General features: G+C 49.3%; 22 protein-coding genes and 1 tRNA gene. 19 read left to right on the top strand and 4 right to left on the bottom strand.

Annotated elements, in window-relative coordinates; genetic code table 11:
- The first annotated feature begins 123 nt into the window (after positions 1 to 123).
- The 4 genes from rnr (at position 124) to AC07N2_RS15645 (ending at position 4,887) form a co-directional block, all read left to right on the top strand.
- The gene (gene rnr / locus AC07N2_RS15660; RefSeq protein WP_494779075.1) at positions 124 to 2,556 is read left to right on the top strand and encodes a ribonuclease R; all 2,433 of its coding nucleotides are present in this window, start codon (positions 124 to 126) and stop codon (positions 2,554 to 2,556) included.
- Between the two features lie 2 nt (positions 2,557 to 2,558).
- The gene (rlmB, locus tag AC07N2_RS15655) at positions 2,559 to 3,302 is read left to right on the top strand and encodes a 23S rRNA (guanosine(2251)-2'-O)-methyltransferase RlmB (protein WP_076591006.1); all 744 of its coding nucleotides are present in this window, start codon (positions 2,559 to 2,561) and stop codon (positions 3,300 to 3,302) included.
- Positions 3,303 to 3,422: 120 nt separating this feature from the next.
- Positions 3,423 to 4,166 (top strand): serine O-acetyltransferase, encoded by a 744-nt coding sequence (cysE, locus tag AC07N2_RS15650; RefSeq protein WP_076591007.1) that lies wholly within the window; start codon positions 3,423 to 3,425, stop codon positions 4,164 to 4,166.
- Positions 4,167 to 4,176: 10 nt separating this feature from the next.
- Positions 4,177 to 4,887: a YceH family protein gene (locus tag AC07N2_RS15645; RefSeq protein WP_494779074.1), complete on the top strand. Its 711-nt coding sequence runs from the start codon at positions 4,177 to 4,179 to the stop codon at positions 4,885 to 4,887.
- Positions 4,888 to 4,918: 31 nt separating this feature from the next.
- On the opposite strand, the gene AC07N2_RS15640 is transcribed toward AC07N2_RS15645, so the two are convergent.
- The 3 genes from AC07N2_RS15640 to AC07N2_RS15630 are packed head-to-tail and all read right to left on the bottom strand — an operon-like array spanning position 4,919 to position 6,874.
- The gene (locus AC07N2_RS15640) at positions 4,919 to 5,728 is read right to left on the bottom strand and encodes a UDP-2,3-diacylglucosamine diphosphatase (RefSeq protein WP_494779073.1); all 810 of its coding nucleotides are present in this window, start codon (positions 5,726 to 5,728) and stop codon (positions 4,919 to 4,921) included.
- A gap of 34 nt (positions 5,729 to 5,762) precedes the next feature.
- Positions 5,763 to 6,251, bottom strand: a complete 489-nt coding sequence (locus tag AC07N2_RS15635) for a peptidylprolyl isomerase (RefSeq protein WP_076591009.1) — start codon at positions 6,249 to 6,251, stop codon at positions 5,763 to 5,765.
- 44 nt (positions 6,252 to 6,295) lie between these two features.
- Positions 6,296 to 6,874 (bottom strand): peptidylprolyl isomerase, encoded by a 579-nt coding sequence (locus AC07N2_RS15630; protein WP_494779072.1) that lies wholly within the window; start codon positions 6,872 to 6,874, stop codon positions 6,296 to 6,298.
- A 428-nt stretch (positions 6,875 to 7,302) separates the two neighbouring features.
- Between AC07N2_RS15630 and cysS the strand changes: the two genes are divergently transcribed.
- The 7 genes from cysS to AC07N2_RS15595 all read left to right on the top strand — a co-directional run bounded on the left by cysS (position 7,303) and on the right by AC07N2_RS15595 (position 13,974).
- Positions 7,303 to 8,697: a cysteine--tRNA ligase gene (cysS, locus tag AC07N2_RS15625; RefSeq protein ID WP_494779071.1), complete on the top strand. Its 1,395-nt coding sequence runs from the start codon at positions 7,303 to 7,305 to the stop codon at positions 8,695 to 8,697.
- Positions 8,698 to 8,701: 4 nt separating this feature from the next.
- Complete coding sequence (locus AC07N2_RS15620; RefSeq protein ID WP_494779070.1) at positions 8,702 to 9,349, top strand: DNA-3-methyladenine glycosylase family protein; 648 nt, start codon at positions 8,702 to 8,704, stop codon at positions 9,347 to 9,349.
- 45 nt (positions 9,350 to 9,394) lie between these two features.
- Entirely contained in the window at positions 9,395 to 10,369 is a 975-nt protein-coding gene (locus tag AC07N2_RS15615; RefSeq protein WP_494779069.1) for an acetyl-CoA carboxylase carboxyltransferase subunit alpha, read from the top strand.
- Between the two features lie 3 nt (positions 10,370 to 10,372).
- The gene (gene tilS / locus AC07N2_RS15610; protein WP_494779068.1) at positions 10,373 to 11,770 is read left to right on the top strand and encodes a tRNA lysidine(34) synthetase TilS; all 1,398 of its coding nucleotides are present in this window, start codon (positions 10,373 to 10,375) and stop codon (positions 11,768 to 11,770) included.
- A gap of 151 nt (positions 11,771 to 11,921) precedes the next feature.
- Positions 11,922 to 13,175 (top strand): aspartate kinase, encoded by a 1,254-nt coding sequence (locus AC07N2_RS15605; RefSeq protein WP_494779067.1) that lies wholly within the window; start codon positions 11,922 to 11,924, stop codon positions 13,173 to 13,175.
- A gap of 99 nt (positions 13,176 to 13,274) precedes the next feature.
- Positions 13,275 to 13,368: transfer RNA gene (locus AC07N2_RS15600), tRNA-Ser, on the top strand.
- 54 nt (positions 13,369 to 13,422) lie between these two features.
- Complete coding sequence (locus tag AC07N2_RS15595) at positions 13,423 to 13,974, top strand: hypothetical protein (protein WP_494779066.1); 552 nt, start codon at positions 13,423 to 13,425, stop codon at positions 13,972 to 13,974.
- A gap of 188 nt (positions 13,975 to 14,162) precedes the next feature.
- Here the strand turns inward: AC07N2_RS15595 and AC07N2_RS15590 are convergent, their stop codons facing one another.
- A complete protein-coding gene (locus AC07N2_RS15590; RefSeq protein ID WP_076591016.1) occupies positions 14,163 to 14,369 on the bottom strand; it encodes a hypothetical protein in 207 nt (68 codons plus the stop codon).
- A gap of 683 nt (positions 14,370 to 15,052) precedes the next feature.
- Between AC07N2_RS15590 and flhD the strand changes: the two genes are divergently transcribed.
- The 8 genes from flhD to cheA all read left to right on the top strand — a co-directional run bounded on the left by flhD (position 15,053) and on the right by cheA (position 22,108).
- Entirely contained in the window at positions 15,053 to 15,370 is a 318-nt protein-coding gene (gene flhD / locus AC07N2_RS15585; protein WP_076591017.1) for a flagellar transcriptional regulator FlhD, read from the top strand.
- Positions 15,371 to 15,420: 50 nt separating this feature from the next.
- Positions 15,421 to 15,969 (top strand): flagellar transcriptional regulator FlhC, encoded by a 549-nt coding sequence (gene flhC / locus AC07N2_RS15580; protein WP_076591018.1) that lies wholly within the window; start codon positions 15,421 to 15,423, stop codon positions 15,967 to 15,969.
- A gap of 33 nt (positions 15,970 to 16,002) precedes the next feature.
- Positions 16,003 to 16,803, top strand: a complete 801-nt coding sequence (locus AC07N2_RS15575) for a class I SAM-dependent methyltransferase (protein WP_494779065.1) — start codon at positions 16,003 to 16,005, stop codon at positions 16,801 to 16,803.
- Positions 16,804 to 16,988: 185 nt separating this feature from the next.
- Entirely contained in the window at positions 16,989 to 17,849 is an 861-nt protein-coding gene (motA, locus tag AC07N2_RS15570) for a flagellar motor stator protein MotA (protein ID WP_494779064.1), read from the top strand.
- 54 nt (positions 17,850 to 17,903) lie between these two features.
- Positions 17,904 to 18,884 (top strand): flagellar motor protein MotB, encoded by a 981-nt coding sequence (gene motB / locus AC07N2_RS15565; protein ID WP_494779063.1) that lies wholly within the window; start codon positions 17,904 to 17,906, stop codon positions 18,882 to 18,884.
- A gap of 18 nt (positions 18,885 to 18,902) precedes the next feature.
- Entirely contained in the window at positions 18,903 to 19,481 is a 579-nt protein-coding gene (locus tag AC07N2_RS15560) for a chemotaxis protein (RefSeq protein WP_494779062.1), read from the top strand.
- 64 nt (positions 19,482 to 19,545) lie between these two features.
- Entirely contained in the window at positions 19,546 to 19,911 is a 366-nt protein-coding gene (locus AC07N2_RS15555; RefSeq protein WP_494779061.1) for a response regulator, read from the top strand.
- Positions 19,912 to 19,963: 52 nt separating this feature from the next.
- Entirely contained in the window at positions 19,964 to 22,108 is a 2,145-nt protein-coding gene (gene cheA / locus AC07N2_RS15550; RefSeq protein ID WP_494779060.1) for a chemotaxis protein CheA, read from the top strand.
- Positions 22,109 to 22,110 lie beyond the last annotated feature (2 nt).

Below are 22,110 nucleotides of genomic sequence, written 5' to 3'. Positions count from 1 at the left end.
GAACCCTCTTGGAAGTCAACCATCGATTGCATCGAATTTGCATCTTTATCGACTTATTATGCAAACATCGTCGTCGTCCGTTACACTGACTCCCGTTCTAATAACAATTAACCAAAACAGCTTTTGAGCCAATTCTCTTATACCATTCCCAGCCGCGAGGAAATTCTCGGCATCTTACGTACGGCCACCGGTTCGCACGACGCATCAACACTAGCTACCGCTCTCGGCGTAAAGCCTGACGAGATGGACGGCCTGATGCGCCGCTTGAACGCGATGGAGCGCGATGGGCAGATCAAGCCCGACCGCGCAGGCAATTATCAACTTGCCCATTCTTCCAATTTTATTGAAGGCCGCGTCAGCAGTCATCGTGACGGCTTCGGCTTTCTGATTCCAGACGACGCCAGCGCCGATATCTTTTTGCCTGAAAAAGAAATGCAAAAAGTATTGCATGGTGATCGCGTGCAAGCGCGCATCATCGGCACGGATCGCCGTGGTCGTCCAGAAGGCACCATTGTTGAAGTGGTATCGCGTGCGAATAGCCATGTGATCGGCCGCCTGCTGAATGAAAACGGCGTCTGGGTAGTTGCGCCGGAAGACAAGCGCATCGGTCAAGACATCATGCTGGCCGGTTCGCCAGGCAAGGCAAAGACAGGGCAGGTCGTCAGCGTTGAGTTGACTGAACAGCCTTCGCGTTTCAGCCAGCCAGTCGGAAAAATAGTTGAAGTCTTAGGCGACATCGACGATCCCGGCATGGAAATCGAAATCGCTGTACGCAAGTACGGCGTGCCGCATGAATTTTCCGAAGCTGCGAAAAAAGCGGCAGCCAAACTGCCGAGCGAAGTGCGTGCAGTTGATCTGCATGATCGCGTTGATTTACGTGATGTGCCGCTAGTCACTATCGATGGCGAAGATGCACGCGACTTTGATGATGCCGTTTATTGCGAGCCATGCAAAATCGGTCGCGCAGATGGTTTTCGTCTGATCGTTGCGATTGCCGATGTCAGCAATTATGTGAAGCCGAACGAAGCGCTGGATGTTGATGCACTGGAACGTAGTACTTCAGTGTATTTCCCGCGTCGCGTGATTCCTATGCTGCCGGAAAAATTGTCTAACGGCTTGTGTTCGTTGAACCCGGGCGTTGATCGTTTGACTTTGGTGTGTGATGCAGTGATTACCACCAAAGGCGAAATCAAGGCTTATCAATTTTATCCAGCAGTGATTCATTCTGCTGCGCGCCTGACCTATACAGAAGTTGCTGCGATTCTCGGTAATACCAAAGGCACGGAAGCGGCGAAGCGTCCAGCCTTGGTGCCGCATCTGCTGAATCTGTATGGTGTTTATCAAGCCTTGTTGCAAGCGCGTCATGCGCGCGGTGCGATTGACTTTGAAACGACTGAAACTTATATAGTTTGTAATGAAGTCGGCAAGATTGAACAAATTCTGCCTCGCACTCGTAACGAAGCGCACAAGCTGATTGAAGAGTGCATGTTGGCGGCCAACGTTTGTGCGGCTGATTTGCTGGAACGTCACAAGCATCACAGTCTGTATCGCGTGCATGCCTTGCCGACCAAGGAAAAGCTGAATCAGGTACGTACCTTCCTGAAACAGGTTGGTTTGAATCTGGGCGGTGGTGATAAGCCAACTGCATCTGATTATGCCGAGTTGATGCCGAAGATCAAAACGCGGCCGGATGCGTTGTTGTTGCAAACGATGTTGTTGCGCTCGATGCAGCAGGCTGTCTACAGCCCTGAGAATATCGGTCACTTTGGTTTGTCATATGAAGCTTATGCGCATTTCACCAGCCCGATTCGCCGTTATCCGGATTTGCTGACGCATCGTGCCATCAAGGCGATCCTGCAAGGCAAGCGTTATGAGCCTAGAGGCATCGATACCAGCGTGCTGAATACGATGCTGTCGCCTGCCGCGCGCAAGAAGCATGCGCAAGACAAGGCTGAGGGCAAACAGAAGGCAGAAGGCGATCTGGCGATCTGGGAAGCCTTGGGCATCCATTGCTCGGCGAATGAGCGTCGTGCTGATGAAGCATCGCGTGACGTCGAAGCCTGGCTCAAATGCTATTTCATTCGTGACAAGCTGGGCGAGGAATTTACGGGTGTGATTTCCGGTGTCGCAACGTTTGGTATTTTTGTGCAACTGGACTCCTTGTTTATCGAGGGCATGGTCCACGTTACCGAGTTAGGCGCGGATCATTTCAAATTCGATGAGGCGCGTCATGAGCTGCGCGGCGAACGTACCGGCATACGCTATCAACTGACAGATCGCGTGACGGTACAGGTCAGCCGTGTCGATCTGGATGCACGTAAAATTGATTTGCGTCTCGTGACAGAGCCGGGCATTCGTACAGTATTGAAAAACGAAGCACGTCGCGCTGATAGCGAGCATCAACGTACACAAAAAACAGAGAAGAAAGGTGCAGCAAAGACAACGTCTGTTGCGGCCGCTCCTGGCAAGAAAGCGAAAGCCAAACGTACCCCGGCTACGCCTAACAAACAGCGTGCACCAGCCGTGCACCCTAAACCAAGTAAGAAGAAGCGATAAAAATGAAGAGCAAGATGATTTTCGGCTTTCACGCCGTCACGGCGCGTTTGCGCCATGAAGCCTCTTCGGTAGAAGAAATTTATATTGACGCCGGTCGTCACGATCAGCGTATGAAGGATTTGATACGCGCAGCAGAAGGCGCCAAGGTACGCATCATCCCAGCTGACGATGCACGCCTGAGCAGCATCGTTGGTACACGTCGCCATCAAGGTGTGGTGGCCAAGGCTGGCGAATTATCGCTGGCACGTAATCTGGATGAATTGCTTGATGCTATCGACGGCCCGCCTTTGCTGCTGGTCTTGGATGGTATTACCGATCCGCATAATCTCGGCGCATGCTTGCGTGTAGCCGATGGCGCTGGTGCACATGCTGTGATCGCACCTAAAGACCGTGCAGTCGGTTTGAATGCAACAGCAGCCAAAGTTGCCAGCGGTGCGGCGGATACAGTTCCCTACATCACGGTGACGAATCTGGCACGCACGCTGCGTGAACTCAAAGAACGCGACATCATGTTGATCGGTACGACTGATGACTCAGAAAAAGGCTTGTACGAAGCTGATTTCTCCGGTCCGGCCGCACTGATCATGGGTTCTGAAGGTGAGGGCATGCGTCGCCTGACGCGCGAAACATGTGATGTGCTGGTCGGCATCCCAATGTTCGGCTCCGTCGAGAGCTTGAACGTATCCGTGGCTTCAGGCGTTTGCTTGTACGAAGCCCGCAGACAGCGGATCGCTACCGGTTCATAGTCAACCAGAATAGCCGTGCAATGTGGCGGGTGTTGGGTGAAATACTCAACACCCGCCACGTTTTGCTATAACAGGCTAATATTGTTGTTCGAGCATTTTTCGCATAATCATATTCATTCCATGTTTAGTCGTATTCGAGAAGATATAGCCAATATCATTGCCCGCGATCCCGCTGCGCGCAATGAATGGGAAGTTATTACCTGCTATCCGGGGTTTCACGCTGTTGTTATGCAACGTTGGGCCAACTGGTTCTGGCTGCATGATCTCAAGTGGCTGGGGCGGTTTACCTCGCATATTGCACGCTGGTTGACCGGTATTGAAATTCATCCAGGTGCAAAGATTGGGCGTCGTGTATTTATAGACCACGGTTTTGGTGTGGTGATTGGTGAAACCGCAGAAGTCGGTGATGACTGCACGATCTATCAAGGCGTCACGCTGGGTGGTACCTCCCTGAGTAAAGGTGCGAAGCGCCATCCAACTTTAGGCACTGGCGTCATCATCGGCGCAGGTGCGCAAGTACTGGGTGGTTTTACCGTTGGCGAAGGTGCCAAGGTTGGCTCGAACGCCGTGGTGGTGCGTGAAGTGCCAGCAGGTGCGACGGCAGTTGGTAATCCGGCACGCATTATCTTGAAAGATAATGCTCGTGATGAAGCGGCCGCACGCATGTTTGCTGCTTATGGCGTGACACCTAACGGTGACGATCCTTTGTCCAAGGCATTGCACGGCTTGATCGATAATGCGGCAACGCAGGAACATCAGATCGAAAAGATACTGGCAGCTTTGAAGTGCGCCGGAATCGATTGCGAAACCTTGATTACCACAGAAAAATTTGATCCCGAAGAGCTGAATAAGCTGGTCGAGTAAGCACTTATACATGAATGATGAAGTAACGAATTCCCCATCCCCAGAGTCGCAAGACAACGGACAGCTCACGTTCGATGCTGGCGAAATCCGTGTGTTGGCAGTACTGGCAGAAAAAGAAGCGTTGACGCCGGATGCCTATCCTATGTCTATCAATGCGCTGACCAACGGCTGCAATCAATTAACGAGTCGTGATCCGGTGATGGCGCTGACTGAAGAGGACGTTCAGGGCATTTTGCAACGTCTGATAGAAAGCAAGTTCGTTGCGGAGGTTAATCAGGCAGGTGCACGCGTCACCAAGTATCAGCACAGACTGCGCATGAAATGGTCGCTGGAACAGGATAAATTGGCGGTCCTGACGGTTTTGATGTTGCGCGGCATTCAGACTGCTGGCGAAATTCGCACGCGCTCAGGTCGCTTGCATGAATTCGCTGCGATTGCGGATGTTGAAGCAGCGCTGCAATTCTTGATCGATAAATATCCACCTTTGGTTGCGCGCTTGCCTCGTACGCCTGGTACCAAAGAGGCGCGTTATGCACCGCTGTTGTCGGGTGAAGTTTTTCCTGAGTCGAGTGAAGCTGCCACAAGTTCACCAAGTAGTATTGCGAGCAATGTGAGTCGACAGGATAGGGTGGCGCAGTTGGAGGCAGAAGTCGCTGCTCTACGGCAGGAAGTTGCCGCGCTGTCTGCACAGTTTCAGCAATTCAAACAGCAGTTTGAATAATCGATAAAGGGCTTGAAGCAGGGAGCAAAAATCAGTTGCCGACTTCAAGTCCATTCAAGTTAAAACGACGGATTTCTCCAGTCGTATCGATTGCCAGCCAGTCACCACGTGGTGTGGCAGCGTCATCCAGATCCCAATCAGACAGTACATAACGTACAAGCGTCTTGCCACCTTCTTGATAGTCATGGCGAGCAGGTCTATGTGTGTGTCCATGAATCATGGTTGCTGTTGCAGTTTGTGCGAATAGTTCTGCGATCGCAGTCGCGTTGACATCCATGATGTCGTAAGATTTTTCTCGTTGCGCAGCACGGCTTCCTGCACGAAGATTTTCGATAATTGCTTTGCGTTGCGCGAGTGGCAATGCGAGGAAATTCTGTTGCCACTCAGCTTGTCGTACTTGTACGCGAAACTGCATGTACGCGGCATCATCTGTGCAATAAGCATCACCGTGTGTGAGCACGATCAAGCGTCCTGCAATGGTGGTAACAAAGGGATCAGGTAGTAGAGTGATGCCGGTTGTTTCTGCAAATTTTTTTCCGACCAGAAAGTCGCGATTGCCTGCGATCCAAAATATGGCCACGCCACTTGTGCTGAGCTTCTTTAATTCATTGACGACTTGCTGGTTGAATGGATCGGAAATGTCATCATCACCAGCCCATGCTTCGAAGATGTCGCCGAGTAAATACAGCTGTTTTGTTTTTCTAGCTTGATGTTGCAGGAAGTAGAAGAATGCCTGCGTGGTACGTGGCATTGCTACCTGTAAATGCAAATCGGAAATAAAAAGCGCAGCCGTTTCAGGCTGCGCTTGATTCGTCGAAGCAGAGGATAAAGAGGAGGTCATATCATGCATCGAGATGGCTGTGCAGAAGCGATGCTTAGATAACTTCAGCTTTTTCGATGATTACGTCTTCCACTGGTACATCGGCAAACATGCCGCTACGTGTTGTTTTGACCGCTTTGATTTTTTCAACGACATCGGTGCCATCGATTACTTTGCCGAATACGCAGTAACCCCAGCCATCTTGTCCTGGATAGTCGAGGAAAGTGTTGTTGTTGATGTTGATGAAGAACTGTGCAGAAGCAGAGTGTGGTGCCGAAGTACGTGCCATTGCCAAGGTATAGACATCGTTTTTGAGGCCGTTTTTGGCTTCATTCTCAACTGGTTCGTTGGTTGGCTTTTGTTTCATGCCTGGCTCAAAGCCGCCGCCCTGGATCATGAAACCATCGATCACGCGATGGAAAATGGTACCGGCATAGTGACCCGAGTTAACGTAGGCAAGGAAGTTCTCGACTGTCTTAGGTGCTTTTTCTGCGTCGAGTTCGATAGTGATGTTGCCGTGATTGGTGGTGAGGAGGACTGCCATATTATTCCTTGATAAATGTAGGGTGATAAAAACGGTGATGAAAATTAATTAATGATAGAAGCTGACTCAATGATCACTGGCGTGGTCGGTACGTTTTGATGGCCGCCCCGATTGCCGGTGCTGACGTTCTTGATCTTGTCGACGACTTCGGTGCCTTTGATGACTTTGCCGAAGACGGCATAGCCCCAACCGTCACGGCTAGGATAGTTCAGCATGCTGTTGTTGGCGGTGTTAATAAAGAATTGCGCAGTTGCCGAATGCGGTGAGCTGGTACGTGCCATCGCAATCGTATAGATGTCATTCTTCAGGCCGTTCGCTGCTTCGTTCTGAATAGGCGCACGCGTCGCTTTTTCTTTCATGTCTTTATCGAAGCCGCCGCCTTGGATCATGAAGCCATCGATCACACGGTGAAAAATGGTGCCATTGTACTGGCCGCTTTTTACATACTGTACAAAATTCTCTACTGATTTCGGTGCTTTTTCCTGATTCAGTTCCAGCACGATATCGCCCATATTTGTTTTCAATAATACTTGTGGCGTATCTGCTGCATGCGCAAGTTGCAACATGCCTGACAGTGATATTGCTGCAACCATAGTCATGGCTTGGCGACGGAAAAATTTCATTCGAGCTTCTTTCGTTTAAATGAAGATGAGTAGTTTGCAGCGTATGGAACATCATCCAAGATAATGACGATGAATTAATATTCAATCCCTAGTCTGGTTGCGTGATCGTGCGCACTGTCATATTATGCCGTCCCGCTTGCGGCTTAGTTATAGATGTTTCTTGAATTTTGCGCCGATTTTATCGAAGCTGGGAAACGTAAAAATAAAAATCGATATGCCACTGACTGTTGCTTGGATAACAAATTTGGTCGGCGGTTACGGTTTTTATCAATGCTATACTGCCGCGAAAACGTGCATTTTATCAAAAAGAAGTATGACTAAGTGTTTTGGCGGCGTCGCCGTAGCTGCGACCCGGAGTTGCTGATGCGCGTAAATGGCGATGCGCAGCCAGTCTTGTGACAAATCTTAGCCGAAACAGACAACCATTCATGAGTGCCCTGAAGATCTACAATACGCTGGCGCGTGAGAAGCAGCCGTTTACTCCTATCGAACCGGGCAAAGTCCGCATGTATGTGTGCGGGATGACGGTATATGACTATTGTCATATCGGACACGCACGCGTGATGGTGGTGTTCGACCTGGTGCAACGCTGGTTGCGTACTTCGAACTACGAAGTGACTTATGTTCGCAACATCACCGACATCGATGACAAGATCATCAAGCGTGCCGCCGAAAATGGCGTTTCCATTTCTGCGCTGACACAGCGTTTCATTGATGCGATGGACGAAGACGCCGCGGCGCTAGGCGTGCAAAAGCCGGATCACGAGCCGCGCGCAACCAATTATGTGCCGCAGATGCTAGGCCTGATTGAAACGCTGGAGCGTAATGGCCTCGCTTACAAATCATCTGATGGTGATGTGAACTATTCAGTCCGTGACTTTCCCGGTTACGGCAAACTGTCGGGCAAATCACTGGATGATTTGCGCGCCGGTGAGCGCGTTGATGTGAATACCGGCAAGCGCGATCCGTTGGATTTTGTCTTGTGGAAGTCATCGAAAGAATCCGAACCGGAAGAAGTAAAGTGGTCTTCCAAGTGGGGCAGTGGTCGTCCGGGCTGGCATATCGAATGTTCTGCAATGGCGTGTGAATTGCTGGGTGAACAATTCGACATCCACGGCGGTGGTGCCGATCTGCAATTTCCGCATCACGAAAATGAAATTGCCCAGTCCGAAGGCGCGAACCAGCATACCTTCGTCAATTACTGGATGCACAATGGTTTTGTGCGCGTCGACAATGAAAAAATGTCGAAGTCGCTGGGCAACTTTTTCACCATCCGCGAAGTATTAGCGAAATACGATTCCGAAGTCGTGCGCTTCTTTATCTTGCGCGCGCATTATCGCAGTCAGCTCAATTATTCCGACGCGCATCTGGACGATGCCCGCAATGCACTAACGCGTATGTATACCGCGCTCAAGGATGTGGCGCCGGATAATTCATCGCTGGATGTGACGGAAGCGCATGCAGTACGCTTTGCGGAGGCGATGAATGACGATTTCAATACGCCACTGGCGGTTGCCGTGTTGTTTGAATTGGCAAATGAAATCAATAAAACAAAATCGCCTGCTTTGGCGCGCCAACTGGTCGGACTCGCTGGTATAGTCGGTCTCTTGCAGCGCCCGGCTCAGCAATTCTTGCATGCCGGACTGGCCAATGAGGATGGTGGCGATATGGAAACATTTGTCATCGAGCAAATTGCCGCACGCGTAAATGCAAAAAAAGCAAAGAATTTTACCGAAGCAGATCGCATACGTGCCGAGCTGCTGGAAAAAGGCATCATCCTGGAAGATAAACCGGGTGGAGTGACTGAATGGCGAAGGGCTTGATCTGATGGGGAAAACGATCTCCACTGAAGAAATGCGCATCCTGCCAGCCTACTGGGAGGATGCCAAGGTCGAGCTGATGAAGCGCGACCGTATTATGCGCAAGCTGATCCCTCAGTTCGGCGATTTGCATCTGGTTAGCCGCGGTGAGCCATTTTCTACATTGGCACGTTCTATCATAGGACAACAAATTTCGACCAAAGCGGCCGACTCGGTTTGGCAGCGTTTTCTTGAAGTTTGTCCAAAATGCACGCCGGCACAAGTTATCAAGGCTGGTGACAAGCTGGCAACTTGTGGCTTATCCAAGCGTAAAGCAGAGTATATTTTCGATCTGGCGGACCATTTCAAGGCAAAACGTGTCAATTATGACAAGTGGGCCGAGATGGAAGATGAAGACGTTATCGCAGAGTTAATTCAAATTCGCGGTATCGGACGCTGGACAGCGGAGATGTTTTTGATATTTAATCTGCTCCGACCGAATATTTTGCCGCTGGACGACCTTGGTCTGCTGGCTGGCATTAGCCGTAACTATTTTTCTGGCGAGCCGGTTTCTCGTAGCGATGCGCGAGAAGTTGCCGCCAACTGGGAGCCTTACCGTACTGTTGCGACCTGGTATCTATGGCGCAGTCTGGATTCGGTAGCGGCAACAAACTAGGTAGAGATACGAAATCCACCGCGTGTTGAATCAAAAGGGTGCACGATGAGTAAAACGACTTTCCTCGGCTTTGAACAGCCGATTGCAGAACTCGATTCCAAGATCGATGAGCTGCGTTTTGTACAAGATGACTCTGCAGTCGATATCTCGGAAGAGATAGATCGCCTGTCGAAGAAGAGCCAGCAACTGACCAAGGATATCTACGCCAAGCTCACGCCGTGGCAAGTGTCCCAGATTGCGCGCCATCCACAACGTCCATACACCATGGATTATGTGAATGAAATTTTCACTGACTTCCACGAATTGCACGGCGACCGCAGCTATGCGGACGATCTGTCCATCGTCGGTGGTCTGGCGCGCTTCAACGGCATGCCATGTATGGTCATCGGCCATCAAAAAGGTCGCGATACCAAAGAGCGCAGCATGCGTAACTTCGGTATGCCTAAACCAGAGGGCTATCGCAAGGCGATGCGTCTGATGAAGCTGGCTGAAAAATTCGGTTTGCCGGTATTCACTTTTGTCGATACGCCAGGTGCTTTCCCAGGTATTGATGCAGAAGAGCGCGGACAGTCGGAAGCGATTGGCCACAATCTGTATGTCATGGCGGAATTGAAAGTGCCGCTGATTGCGACCATCATCGGCGAAGGCGGCTCCGGCGGCGCGCTGGCGATTGCAGTTGGCGATGCTGTGTTGATGTTGCAATACTCGACTTACTCGGTGATCTCGCCAGAAGGTTGTGCATCGATTCTGTGGAAGTCGGCAGAACGTGCATCTGATGCAGCGGAAGCGTTGGGCTTGACCGCACATCGTTTGAAAGCGATGGGCTTGATTGACAAGATCATCAATGAACCTTTGGGTGGTGCACATCGCGATCCTAAGCAGATGGCTGCATTGGTCAAGCGTGCATTGGCTGATACCGTGCGTCAATTCCAAGGTGTCAAAACCAAGGATCTGCTGGCAGCACGCCATGAAAAATTGATGAGCTATGGGAAATTCAAAGAGCTCAACACACCGGAATGATGCGTGACGAATAAAGATACTGCGTCTATGCAAGGTGAATTTGAACGCGCGTTAGGGGAGATCCGGACGCGCGTTTCTCTTTCCGGTGTTGCCATACCAAAAATTGCAGTTGCCTATAGCGGCGGATTGGATTCCGCAGCGCTACTGCATTTGTTGCACGCGACTGCGCAGTCGCAGCAGATAGAAGTTTTTGCCTTCCATGTTCATCATGGTTTGAGTCCAAATGCTGATCAATGGTTGGCGCATTGTCAGCAACAGTGTGTAGCGTTGGGCGTTACCTTCGATGCACGCAAGGTGCAAATCGGCAAGAAGGAAAAAAACGGCATCGAAGAAGCTGCAAGGCTAAGTCGCTACGCTGCTTTGGGCGAGATGTGTCGTGCGCACGAGGTTCCCTTGTTGTTGACTGCGCATCATCAGGACGACCAAGCAGAAACCGTATTGCTGCAATTGTTGCGTGGCTCTGGCGTAGCTGGCTTGTCCGGTATGGATAGTGCAAATCATGCAGCAGATTTATTGGGTGATGCCAACTTGTTGATGGGACGTCCCTTGTTGCAGGTGGCACGTTTGGATTTGCAGGCATACGTCACAGCTCATGCGATCCAGTTTGTCGAAGATGAATCGAATCTCGATCCTCGCTATGCACGCAATGCTTTGCGTCATCAGGTGATGCCAACTTTAGAACAGCATTTTCCTGGTTTTCAGCAACGCTTTGCGCGAACTGCGCAGCACGCGCAATCGGCGCAGCGTTTGTTAATTGAATTGGCTGCACAGGATTTGCACATCTGTTTGGATGGCGAGTGCCTTGATATCTCCAAATTGAAGCAGTTCAGCTCTGACCGTATCGATAACATGTTGCGTTACTGGTTCGGTTCGCGCGGCGTACGCATGCCATCGACTTCCTGGCTCAATGAAATGCGGTCGCAATTGCTGGAAGCCAAACATGATGCGCAGTTGTGCGTCACGCATGCGGACTGTCACATTCGACGGCATCGTGATTTGGTGTTCATCACGCCGAAACTGGATCCTGCAATGCTGGAGCAAGTGCCGCTGGCTTTTCGCTGGAACGGTGAAGCGGAGATGCACTTTGCCGAATTCGGCGGCACCATGTTTTTCGAAACAGCAGAGCAGGGCATGGCAGTAGAGTGGTTACGTTCGCAAGCGTTGACGATTCAGTTGCGTAGCGGTGGTGAACGTTTGAAACCGGCCTGGAATCGCCCGACCAAAAGTCTGAAATATCATTATCAAGCTTGTGACGTTCCTGCATGGGAGCGAGAACGTTTGCCGCTAGTTTTTGCAGGCAAGCAATTGTTATTTGCCGCGGGAATCGGCATGGACTGCCATCAACTTAGCACCGAGACCGGTGCTCATATTCAATTGCGTTGGCAATTCGATCAGACATAATTGCGTTTCCTCATCGCATTCTGGCTGTTTTGATAAGCAGAATGCGATGATGTAGCCGTCCTGTACTTGTCATTCTGCGCTGTAAGCTGTAAAGTCGAGGGTTGATTTTTAACGCTTTTTTTCATTTTTCAAGCGCTCTCCCGCTACCCTTATGGCTTTAATCGTTCACAAATACGGCGGCACATCGATGGGCTCCACCGAGCGCATCAAGAATGTCGCCAGACGCGTTGCCAAATGGCATGACGCAGGTTATCAAATCGTCGTAGTGCCATCGGCAATGTCCGGCGAAACAAATCGTTTGATCGGATTGGCCAAAGAGTTGATGCCAAACCCAAATCCGCGCGAACTGGACATGTTGGCTTCGACCGGCGAACAGGTTTCTGTCGCCTTGCTGGCAATGGCTTTGCAGTCTATTGGCAAAGAAGCCGTGTCCTACGCAGGTTGGCAAGTTGCGATCAAGACTGATTCCGCTTTTACTAAAGCGCGCATTCAATCGATCGATGACGTCAAAGTAAAAAAAGATCTGGATGCAGGTCGCATTGTCATCATTACCGGCTTCCAGGGCGTGGACGATGAAGGCAATATCGCGACGCTGGGACGCGGTGGTTCGGATACTTCTGCTGTTGCTGTGGCAGTCGCGTTGCAAGCGCAAGAGTGCTTGATTTACACCGACGTCGATGGCGTGTACACGACCGATCCGCGCGTTGTGTCAGAAGCGCGCCGCCTGAATACCGTTACGTTTGAAGAGATGCTCGAAATGGCGTCGCTCGGTTCGAAAGTGCTGCAGATACGCTCCGTCGAATTTGCCGGCAACTACAAGATGCCGACTCGCGTATTATCGTCGCTGACCGACCCTATGATGTCGCTGGAAGAGGAAGCAAAATCCGGTACACTGATTTCGTTTGAGGAAGATACAAATATGGAACAAGCCGCTATCACCGGTATCGCATTTAATCGCGATGAAGCGAAGATCACAGTATTGGGCGTACCAGATCGTCCAGGTATCGCTTACCAAATTCTTGGCCCGATCGCAGCGGCCAATATTGAAGTCGACATGATCATCCAAAACCAGTCGGTCGACGGTAAAACAGATTTCACCTTCACCGTGCCACGTGGCGATTATGCCAAGGCCGTGGATGTCCTGAATGAAAGCGTGAAAGCACATATCGGTGCTGCCAGTATTTTGGGCGATACCAAAGTGTCGAAAGTATCCGTAGTTGGTGTTGGCATGCGTAGCCATGTTGGCATCGCATCACAAATGTTCCGTACCTTGTCGGAAGAGGGCATTAATATCCAAATGATCTCGACTTCGGAAATCAAGATTTCCGTTTTGATCGATGAAAAATACATGGAATTGGCTGTTCGCGCATTGCACAAAACTTTTGATCTGGAAAAAAACAATTAAGTCATAGCAAAATGCATAGTTTGGGTTGACCAGTTATGCTTGAAAAGTTATGATGCTGAACCTTTCAATGACGGGCTGTTGACGTTGTTGAAGTAATGTGGAGGCGTGGCCGAGTGGTCGAAGGCACTTCCCTGCTAAGGAAGCATACGGGCTTAAACCTGTATCGTGGGTTCGACTCCCACCGCCTCCTCCAAGAATTGAAAGCCCTTGATGAAAATCAAGGGCTTTTTTTCTTTAGTCGAATTGGATGAAGTCACCTTTACTGGAAGTACGCATTTTGAACACGAAGAGAACGAAGCGCTGGGACGGCAAGATGGACACGCTGACAGCGGATTACCTGAAGGATGTTGTAACGCAGATGAACTCATATGGCGATCGCGTACAGTTTGCATTAAACGGGCCAGGGCAGAAGCCGCACTACCAGGTCATCAATAATTTTGAAAAGAAAATGGCGTTCGACAGCAATAATCATTTGCTGCATCCAGCAGAAGATGAGTTTGTCGGTGCCAACGCTACCAAGGTATTTACGCTGGATCAAATTCAGGCTGCAATAGCCAATGTAGGCGTAAAGCGGGTCGTTACAACCACGCGTGCTGTGCGTAGCACCAGTCGCAATAGCGGCGCTCCTGCGGTTAGACCTGGCGATCTGATCGATATTCAGAAATATGAATACTTCAAAAACAATGTGAAGACATTGCCAGAAGACATCCGCACTTATTCGCAAGAGATTACCAATCTGATGAAAAAAGGAATGTCTGCAGAAGCTGCATTTGGCGAAATCGTCGAACAGTACTTCTAATCTCTTTTAAAAGTGCGAACCGAGTTAGTTCGCCAAGCCATGTAAAAAAGCCCGCATCGTCATGATGCGGGCTTTTTGTTATGTGTAGTAAGGAGAGGGTAGTCGCAACTGAATGATGGCGCCTGCTCTGCGGATTTAATTTTCCAAAAACGTGATCGATTTACTCAATTGAAGAAGTTCTGGATGTATTAAAGCCTGTAAATTTTTTCTCCGGTTTGAACAATTTTGAATTTCGCATCGGATAGTGGATCCAGTGCGCGTCCATCTGCCAACTTATAGGTTTTGGCACCTGGAAGTAAATCCGGGTCCAGTGCGGCGATTGGAGTTTGATAAACCTCAACGTGGTAAGCGGCACCGGTCTTTCCTTTGGCATCGAATTTTTCTACCAAATCCATAAGAGTCTCCTTTGGGTTGAGGGTGGGATAACAATACCAGATTTTGCGGTGCTGGCGACATTGCTTGGTGATTGCCTCAATTGCTTAATTGGCAATTTATGGTTAGGCAATTCGCAAGATGAAACTTCTGCGATCAATATAAGTGTCGCTTTGATAATGAATTTGTAATAAATCGAAAATAAATCAAATTTATTTCAATCCAACCCTAAAGTTCTGCTTTCCACTGCCGTTATCAAAACCAGATAGCGGTACTTTATTAATTTTTTTACTTCTAAAATTTTTAATAAATATTTTGTTTGAACCCTAAAGTTCTACAAAAACGTGCCGTTAAAGAGACAAGAGGGTCAAAAGAAGTTCATTTTTTTGTCTCTTAGGCTGATTTTTTTGAAGATTCTGAGTTCCTGAAATCAGAAAAATTGCCTAAAAACATGCTTTTTTAAAAGCAACATCTGAACAGAGATTAAATGCTCAGATGCAATATACAAGCCGCTCTCCGCCTCATTTCATGTGAAGGCGTATCGAATGCTGGTCGACGTTTGTAAGACAAACGCCTACCGGCCTATTGTCGTCTGCTCTGTATAAAAATACAGAATAGTGCCTATTCCAGCCATTTGTTTCCCCCTTCAGAATGCATTCACTGGCTCACACATTGCTGCCAGGAAATTCACAGCTCAGGGGATAACATGACCAATAACGACATCATTGCTGAAATTCGTGACGCTAATTTGGGTTACTTAATGCTTGCACAACAAATGATCCGTTCCGACAAAGCGACCGCGATCTTCCGTTTGGGAATTAGCAATGAAATCGCTGATTTGATCGAAGGCATGAACAATTCGCAAATCCTGAAACTCGCCGGTGCCAATATGATGCTTGCCCGTTTTCGTTTCGACGACGGCGCCATCCTCGGCATGTTGACTAATTACAATAAAGATCGCTCGTTGGCGCATTCCCATGCTGCCATCTTGATGGCTGGACAAGCAGTTGAGCAAATCGCTTAAGTCATCATCACTGATCGTGTTGTCGTAATTATTCAGAAGTGAGCGAGAAAATGGCCAAGAAAAGCGTAGTCACAGAATCCCAGGAAATTCAACTTGCAATCGAGCTCATCAATTTGGGCGCAAGACTTCAATTGCTGGAATCGGAAACTTCGCTTTCGCGCGAACGCTTGCTGAAGCTGTATAAAGAATTGCGCGGTGTCTCGCCACCAAAAGGCATGTTGCCATTTTCGACGGATTGGTTCATTACCTGGCAGCCGAATATCCATTCTTCATTGTTTATGGGTATACACAAATATCTGGTCGAGCATGCGCAGATTTCCGGCATCCAGGCAGTGATGAAGGCATACAAGTTGTATCAAGAGCAGGTTGAATTGGGTGCAGATGGCGAGCCGGTTTTGTCTTTGACACGTGCCTGGACCCTGGTACGCTTCTTCGATAGTAAAATGCTGGCGACGGCATGTTGCAGCGAATGCGGTGGACACTTTGTTGTTCATCGTCTGGACTTGAATGCGAATTACACTTGTGGCTTGTGCCACATGCCATCCAGAGCAGGTAAAACCAAGCGCGCCAAGGCCGCCGCAAACTTGCTGGCAGCTTGATCGGATCGTTTATTTCTTGAAAAGAGTGTCTGTGTGAAGAAAGTGGGGCGCTCCGGCGCAAAGTCGGTGCCTCTTAAAGCAGTATTCCAGATACCTGCAGTACAAGCCCTCCTGCTTCAAATCATCTCGTTTTTTATCGTATTACTTATCGCGCGCGGTATCGGCGCGATATTCGGTTGGGGTATGAATATCCTGGTTGTCGCGCTGCTGCAAGGCGCGATCGCTGCGGGTCTTGCCTGGTGGCGCGGATTGGCGCCGTGGTGGCTCGCGATTCAATTTCTGTTTCCTCTTGTGTTGGTGCTGGCTTTGTCCTGGCAGTTGCCTCCGTCTGTTTTTCTTGTTGCTTTCCTTTTCTTCCTTTGCTTGTACTGGACGACATTTCGTACTCAGGTTCCATTTTATCCATCTCGTTTATCGACGTGGGAAGTGGTCGCCAAGTTGTTGCCGCCTGATAAAGAGCTTCACTTCATTGATATTGGTAGTGGATTGGGTGGATTAGTCTTGGATTTGGCCAAACGACGTCCGGAAAGTCGATTTGTCGGTACCGAGATTGCACCCTTGCCATGGTTGGTGAGTGTAGTGCGAGCGCGGTTGGCTGGTAGTTCGGCGCGTTTCGAAAGAGGGGATTACGGTCGGTTGAATTTTGCCGATTATGATGTTGTGTTCGCCTATCTATCACCGGTTGCCATGCCTGCTTTGTGGGCAAAGGCAAAGTCAGAAATGCGCCCCGGTACGATGCTACTCAGTTATGAGTTCTCTATTCCAAATGTGACACCTCATGTCATCGTATCGCCCGAGGTAAATGGCCCTGAGCTTTACATCTGGCATATCTAAAGTTATTTCAAGCAGTTGCGCACCAAAATGACTCAAGTTCCGAGGATTCAGGTCGTTGAATGTGTATGAGCGCGTAAGCGATCAATTTCAACCCTGATACAACAGGTGCAGTGCCATGGCGGTTGCATATAAGCAATTGTTAAGGCAATAATGGCACCCTAACCCTAAGAACGGAGTAAGCGCACTTGTTAGTCATTATTGGATATTTGGCTGTAGTGCTATCGGTCTTCGGTGGTTTTGCGTTGGCAGGTGGGCATCTGGCGTCATTGTTGCAGCCTATCGAATTGTTAATGATCGGCGGCGCGGCTGTCGGCGCATTCTTCGTTGGGAATAACGGCAAGGCAATCAAGGCAACGTTAAAAGCGCTGCCTAACGTTTTTAAAGGTTCCAAATATACAAAAAGCTTGTATATGGAACTGATGACGCTTTTGTTTGAAATTCTGACCAAAGTGCGCAAGGAAGGTTTGATGTCGATTGAAGGCGATATCGACGCACCGGAAGAAAGCGCCATTTTCACCAAATACCCAACGGTTCTGGCCGATCACCACATTATTGAATTCATGACCGACTATTTGCGGCTCATGGTATCGGGCAATATGGATGCCTTTCAGATCGAAAATCTGATGGATAACGAGATCGATACGCACCATGCCGAAGGCGAAGTTCCAGTGCATTGCATAGCCAAAATTGGTGATGGCTTACCTGCGTTCGGTATTGTTGCGGCTGTGATGGGCGTGGTACATACCATGGCATCGGTTGGTTTGCCGCCGGCAGAATTAGGTATTTTGATTGCTAACGCATTGGTTGGTACTTTCCTCGGTATTTTGCTTTCCTACGGTTTCGTTTCTCCGCTGTCGAGCGTATTGGAACAGAAGTTGCATGAATCTTCGAAGATATTCCAATGCGTCAAAGTGACATTGCTTGCGAGTTTGAATGGCTATGCGCCGGCGCTGGCAGTGGAATTCGGTCGCAAAGTATTGTTCTCTACTGAACGTCCTTCCTTTAGTGAGTTGGAAGAACACATCAGACAGTCGAAAACAAAATAAACCGATTCCTCACTATCAAATCACAAGAACACACGCAATCTAACGGAGACTGGCATGGCTGACGAAGGACTCCGTCCCATTATTGTTAAGCGCATTAAAAAATCCGGGGGCGGCCATCATGGCGGCGCCTGGAAGATTGCTTACGCCGATTTTGTCACGGCGATGATGGCGTTCTTTCTGTTGATGTGGTTGTTGGGTTCGACAACCAAAGGCGATCTGCAAGGCATCGCCGACTATTTCAGTACACCTTTGAAGGTGGCAATGGCCGGCGGTTCTGGCAGTGGCGATAGCTCAAGCGTCATCAAGGGTGGTGGTAAAGACATGACCCGTATCGATGGCCAGCAGAAAAAAGGTGAAGACCTGACGCCTGCAAAAAACTTCAACTTGAAGGCTGCAGAGGCAGAGCTGGAGCGGAGGGAAGTTGATCGGCTCAAAGCATTGAAAGAGCGTATCGAGCGCGCAATCGAAACAATTCCCGGTCTGAAACAATTTAAAAATCAACTTTTGATCGATATCACGACCGAAGGTCTGCGCATCCAAATCGTCGATGAAAAAAATCGGCCGATGTTTGCATTGGCAAGAGCAGAATTGCAGCCTTACACCAAGGTGATTCTGCATGAGATCGCCAAGACGCTCAACGATATTCCCAACAGAATCAGTTTGTCCGGACACACGGATGCAACCCCATATTCCAGCGGTGAAAAAAGCTACAGCAACTGGGAGCTTTCGTCTGATCGCGCCAATGCTTCACGTCGAGAACTGGTCGCTGGCGGGATGGAAGAGACCAAGGTTTTGCGTGTTGTCGGCCTGTCATCTGCAGTGTTGTTTGATACCAAAGATCCGCTCAATCCAATTAATCGCCGCATCAGCATTATCGTGATGAACAAGAAAACAGAAGACTCCATTACGCAAGAAAATCGGATGGTTGAAGTGGCAGATAAGGCAAGTGCGAAAGATGCGGTGGAAGTAGGAGCTAATTTATCCGAAGTGAAACCACCGGTTCCAGTTGCAGCGCCTACTCCTGTAGCAAGATAAGTAGAGCATTGATTGTAAGTGAACGAAAATGATGACCGGGTATTTCCCATGACAATACAAAATTCGTTGGCGCTGCAAATAAAGGATCTATTATCTGGACTGTCAGATCATGGAGCTCAACATCTGACAGAAATCGAAACAGACCTGATTCAGACAAATATTTTGCTGAGTGAAGCAATTGAAAAACTGAGTGCGAGTTTCATGGCAATTCATGCGACAGTGGCTGCGCAGCAGCAGATTGTTGATGTGCTGATAGAACAAGCTGCTGTTTCACCTCAGGTCATGTCGGAGTTGCAAGATAATTCGGCTCAGCTTGATCAGCATGTGAATGCTGCGGTGACTGGTCTACAGTTCCAAGATATGACGAACCAATTGATTGGTCGCGCGATGCGCAGAGTCATTGGATTCCGTGATGTGCTGGAAATGCTGGGTACGGATGCCGCTGCGCTGTCTGTAGATGCGGATAACGAAAGAGTGGCTGCCTTGCTGGCTAAGGTTAATGAAACGCTGAGAACGCAAAGCAGCAATCTGGAAAAAGAATTATGGAAAGCCGTGTGCCAGACGCACATGGAAAGCGGCGATATCGAATTGTTTTAAGCGCGCTACTAAAATTTAGATAACCGGGTGTACAAGCCTGAAACGAAAGTGAGCAGGAGTAAAGATGGCAAAGACAATATTGGCAGTCGATGATTCGGGTTCATTGCGACAAATGGTGGTCTTCAGTTTGAGGGCTGCCGGCTATCAGGTGACGGAAGCTGTTGATGGACAAGATGGTCTGGAGAAGGCGAAGACGCAGGTTTTCGATCTGGTATTGACCGATCAAAATATGCCACGCATGGATGGCTTCACCTTGATTCGCTCATTACGCGCCTTGTCGACTTATCAAAAAATACCGATTCTCGTATTGACGACGGAGTCCAGTGACGAGATGAAGGCAAAAGGACGTGCAGCCGGTGCAAACGGTTGGCTGGTAAAACCATTTGATCCGCAGCGATTGACTGAAGTTGTCAAAAAAGTGATCGGTTAAGGCTCGCCATGAGTAGGGACATCATCAAGAGCGCAGACTACGGAGTGGAACAATGACCATCGATATGAGTCAGTTCTTCCAGGTGTTTTTCGACGAGACGGAAGAACTACTGGCCGAGATGGAAAAGCTGTTGCTGGCGGTTGACGTATCAGCCCCTGATGCAGAAGATTTGAATGCCATCTTCCGTGCTGCGCACTCAATCAAAGGTGGCGCTGCCACGTTTGGTATCACCGATTTAACGGAAGTAACGCACGTACTGGAAACCTTGCTGGATCGCATACGCAAGGGTGAGATGGTATTGATGTCTGAACATGTCGACGCGTTTCTATCGGCAAAAGATGTGTTGAAAATGCAGCTAGATGGTCATCGCTTGCACACACCAGTCGATCTGGATGCGGTCGCTGATATACGCGTGTTGCTGGAGTCACTATCGCAGGATGCGTCGCCGACACCCGCTGCTGCGTCAAATACATCTGCTGCGCATGGCAAGACAAGCACAGTACAGACAGATCGTCGCTTCCGGATTGAGTTGCCAGTAACTACTGCACGCGATGTTGATGCGCTGGCGGCAGAGTTAGGTTTGCTGGGTGAAATTCAGCGTGATGTGCTGCCGGATCAACGCGCAGTATTTACGCTGAGCACGCAAGAAGGTGTCGACGACATTATCGCGATTTGCTCTTTCATTCTCGATCCGCAAGATTTAAAGATTACAGAAGAGGCTGTCATTAAAGGCGTGCATCAGTCGATTGATGATCGCAGCCGCAATGAGGAGGAGCAGGGTTACGGTTTCTTCGAACCCTTGCATTCGACTATTGCCGAGAACGCGCAAGGTTATGGATTCTTTGCGCCATTTGTTCCCTTGCCTTTGCCTGATCCTGTCAATAAAGACACTGCCGAGCAGGATGATGACAAAGGGAATGCGTTGGCGGTAGAAGAAGTGCATGCAGCCGCAGCAACGGATAAGAAGCCTGCCGTCAAACGTGACGCCGACAAGATGAATGTCAGTGCGGAGTCATCATCGATACGCGTGGGCATAGAAAAAGTCGACCAACTGATCAATTTGGTAGGAGAGCTGGTCATCACGCAAGCGATGATAGAACAGCGGACTGGTTCGTTAGATCCGATGCTGCACGAGCGTTTGTTGAATAGCGTATCGCAATTGACGCGTAATACGCGCGATCTACAAGAGGCTGTCATGTCGATACGCATGATGCCTATGGATTATGTATTTTCGCGCTTTCCGCGCATGGTGCGCGATCTGGCAACGAAGCTGGGCAAGAAGGTGGAGTTCGTTACGCATGGTGCGGCAACTGAATTGGACAAAGGTCTGATTGAGCGCATTGTCGATCCTCTGACGCATTTAGTACGGAACAGTATTGATCACGGTATTGAAATGCCAGAAGCGCGCGTGGCGACTGGTAAAGCGGCATCCGGTCAGCTCTCTCTTTCTGCCGGTCATCAAGGCGGCAATATCATCATTGAAGTCAGTGATGATGGCGGTGGTTTGAACCGCGACCGTATCCTGGCTAAAGCCAAGCAACAAGGCATGCCGGTATCGGATGACTTGCCAGATGAAGAAGTCTGGCAATTGATTTTTGCGCCTGGTTTCTCGACCGCTGAAGCAGTCACCGATGTGTCCGGCCGCGGGGTTGGTATGGACGTCGTCAAACGGAACATCACCGCAATGGGCGGCGTGGTCGATATTCGTTCTAGCAAAGGTTATGGCACGACGATATCGATTTCTCTGCCGCTGACGCTGGCTATTCTGGATGGCATGTCGATCAAGGTCGGTGACGAAATTTATATTCTTCCGCTCGGTTATGTTGTTGAGTCGCTGCAACCGGAATTGCTTGATATAAAAGATATCAGTGGGCAAGGGCAGGTGGTCAAAGTGCGTGGCGATTATTTGCCTTTGATCCCGCTTTATAAAATGTTCAATATCGAACCACGTTTTACCGATCCGTCTGAAGGCATCGTTGTTATTCTGGAATCAGAGGGAAGAAAAGCGGCTTTATTTGTCGACGATCTGGTCGGGCAACAACAAGTTGTCGTCAAAAATATCGAATCGAATTATCGTAAGGTGGCAGGAATATCAGGAGCCACAATTCTCGGTGACGGTGGCGTATCGCTGATTATCGATGTTGCAGCACTACTACGTTCAAGCCGTCAGTTGAATGACGAATCCATTTATTCCTGAGG

It is taken from the genome of Herminiimonas sp. GW821-FHT09C12, assembly GCF_059416385.1.
The sequence above is the reverse complement of the archived record's forward strand: the minus strand, read 5'-3'. Positions and strand labels throughout refer to the sequence as shown.

Excerpts from the sequence above, each read along its gene's own strand:
- rlmB (WP_076591006.1), top strand. The coding sequence starts at position 2,559 with ATGAAGAGCAAGATGATTTTCGGCTTTCACGCCGTCACGGCGCGTTTG.
- cysE (WP_076591007.1), top strand. The coding sequence starts at position 3,423 with ATGTTTAGTCGTATTCGAGAAGATATAGCCAATATCATTGCCCGCGAT.
- AC07N2_RS15645 (WP_494779074.1), top strand. The coding sequence starts at position 4,177 with ATGAATGATGAAGTAACGAATTCCCCATCCCCAGAGTCGCAAGACAAC.
- AC07N2_RS15640 (WP_494779073.1), bottom strand. The coding sequence starts at position 5,728 with ATGACCTCCTCTTTATCCTCTGCTTCGACGAATCAAGCGCAGCCTGAA.
- AC07N2_RS15635 (WP_076591009.1), bottom strand. The coding sequence starts at position 6,251 with ATGGCAGTCCTCCTCACCACCAATCACGGCAACATCACTATCGAACTC.
- AC07N2_RS15630 (WP_494779072.1), bottom strand. The coding sequence starts at position 6,874 with ATGAAATTTTTCCGTCGCCAAGCCATGACTATGGTTGCAGCAATATCA.
- cysS (WP_494779071.1), top strand. The coding sequence starts at position 7,303 with ATGAGTGCCCTGAAGATCTACAATACGCTGGCGCGTGAGAAGCAGCCG.
- AC07N2_RS15620 (WP_494779070.1), top strand. The coding sequence starts at position 8,702 with ATGGGGAAAACGATCTCCACTGAAGAAATGCGCATCCTGCCAGCCTAC.
- AC07N2_RS15615 (WP_494779069.1), top strand. The coding sequence starts at position 9,395 with ATGAGTAAAACGACTTTCCTCGGCTTTGAACAGCCGATTGCAGAACTC.
- AC07N2_RS15605 (WP_494779067.1), top strand. The coding sequence starts at position 11,922 with ATGGCTTTAATCGTTCACAAATACGGCGGCACATCGATGGGCTCCACC.
- AC07N2_RS15595 (WP_494779066.1), top strand. The coding sequence starts at position 13,423 with ATGAAGTCACCTTTACTGGAAGTACGCATTTTGAACACGAAGAGAACG.
- AC07N2_RS15590 (WP_076591016.1), bottom strand. The coding sequence starts at position 14,369 with ATGGATTTGGTAGAAAAATTCGATGCCAAAGGAAAGACCGGTGCCGCT.
- flhD (WP_076591017.1), top strand. The coding sequence starts at position 15,053 with ATGACCAATAACGACATCATTGCTGAAATTCGTGACGCTAATTTGGGT.
- flhC (WP_076591018.1), top strand. The coding sequence starts at position 15,421 with ATGGCCAAGAAAAGCGTAGTCACAGAATCCCAGGAAATTCAACTTGCA.
- motB (WP_494779063.1), top strand. The coding sequence starts at position 17,904 with ATGGCTGACGAAGGACTCCGTCCCATTATTGTTAAGCGCATTAAAAAA.
- AC07N2_RS15555 (WP_494779061.1), top strand. The coding sequence starts at position 19,546 with ATGGCAAAGACAATATTGGCAGTCGATGATTCGGGTTCATTGCGACAA.
- cheA (WP_494779060.1), top strand. The coding sequence starts at position 19,964 with ATGACCATCGATATGAGTCAGTTCTTCCAGGTGTTTTTCGACGAGACG.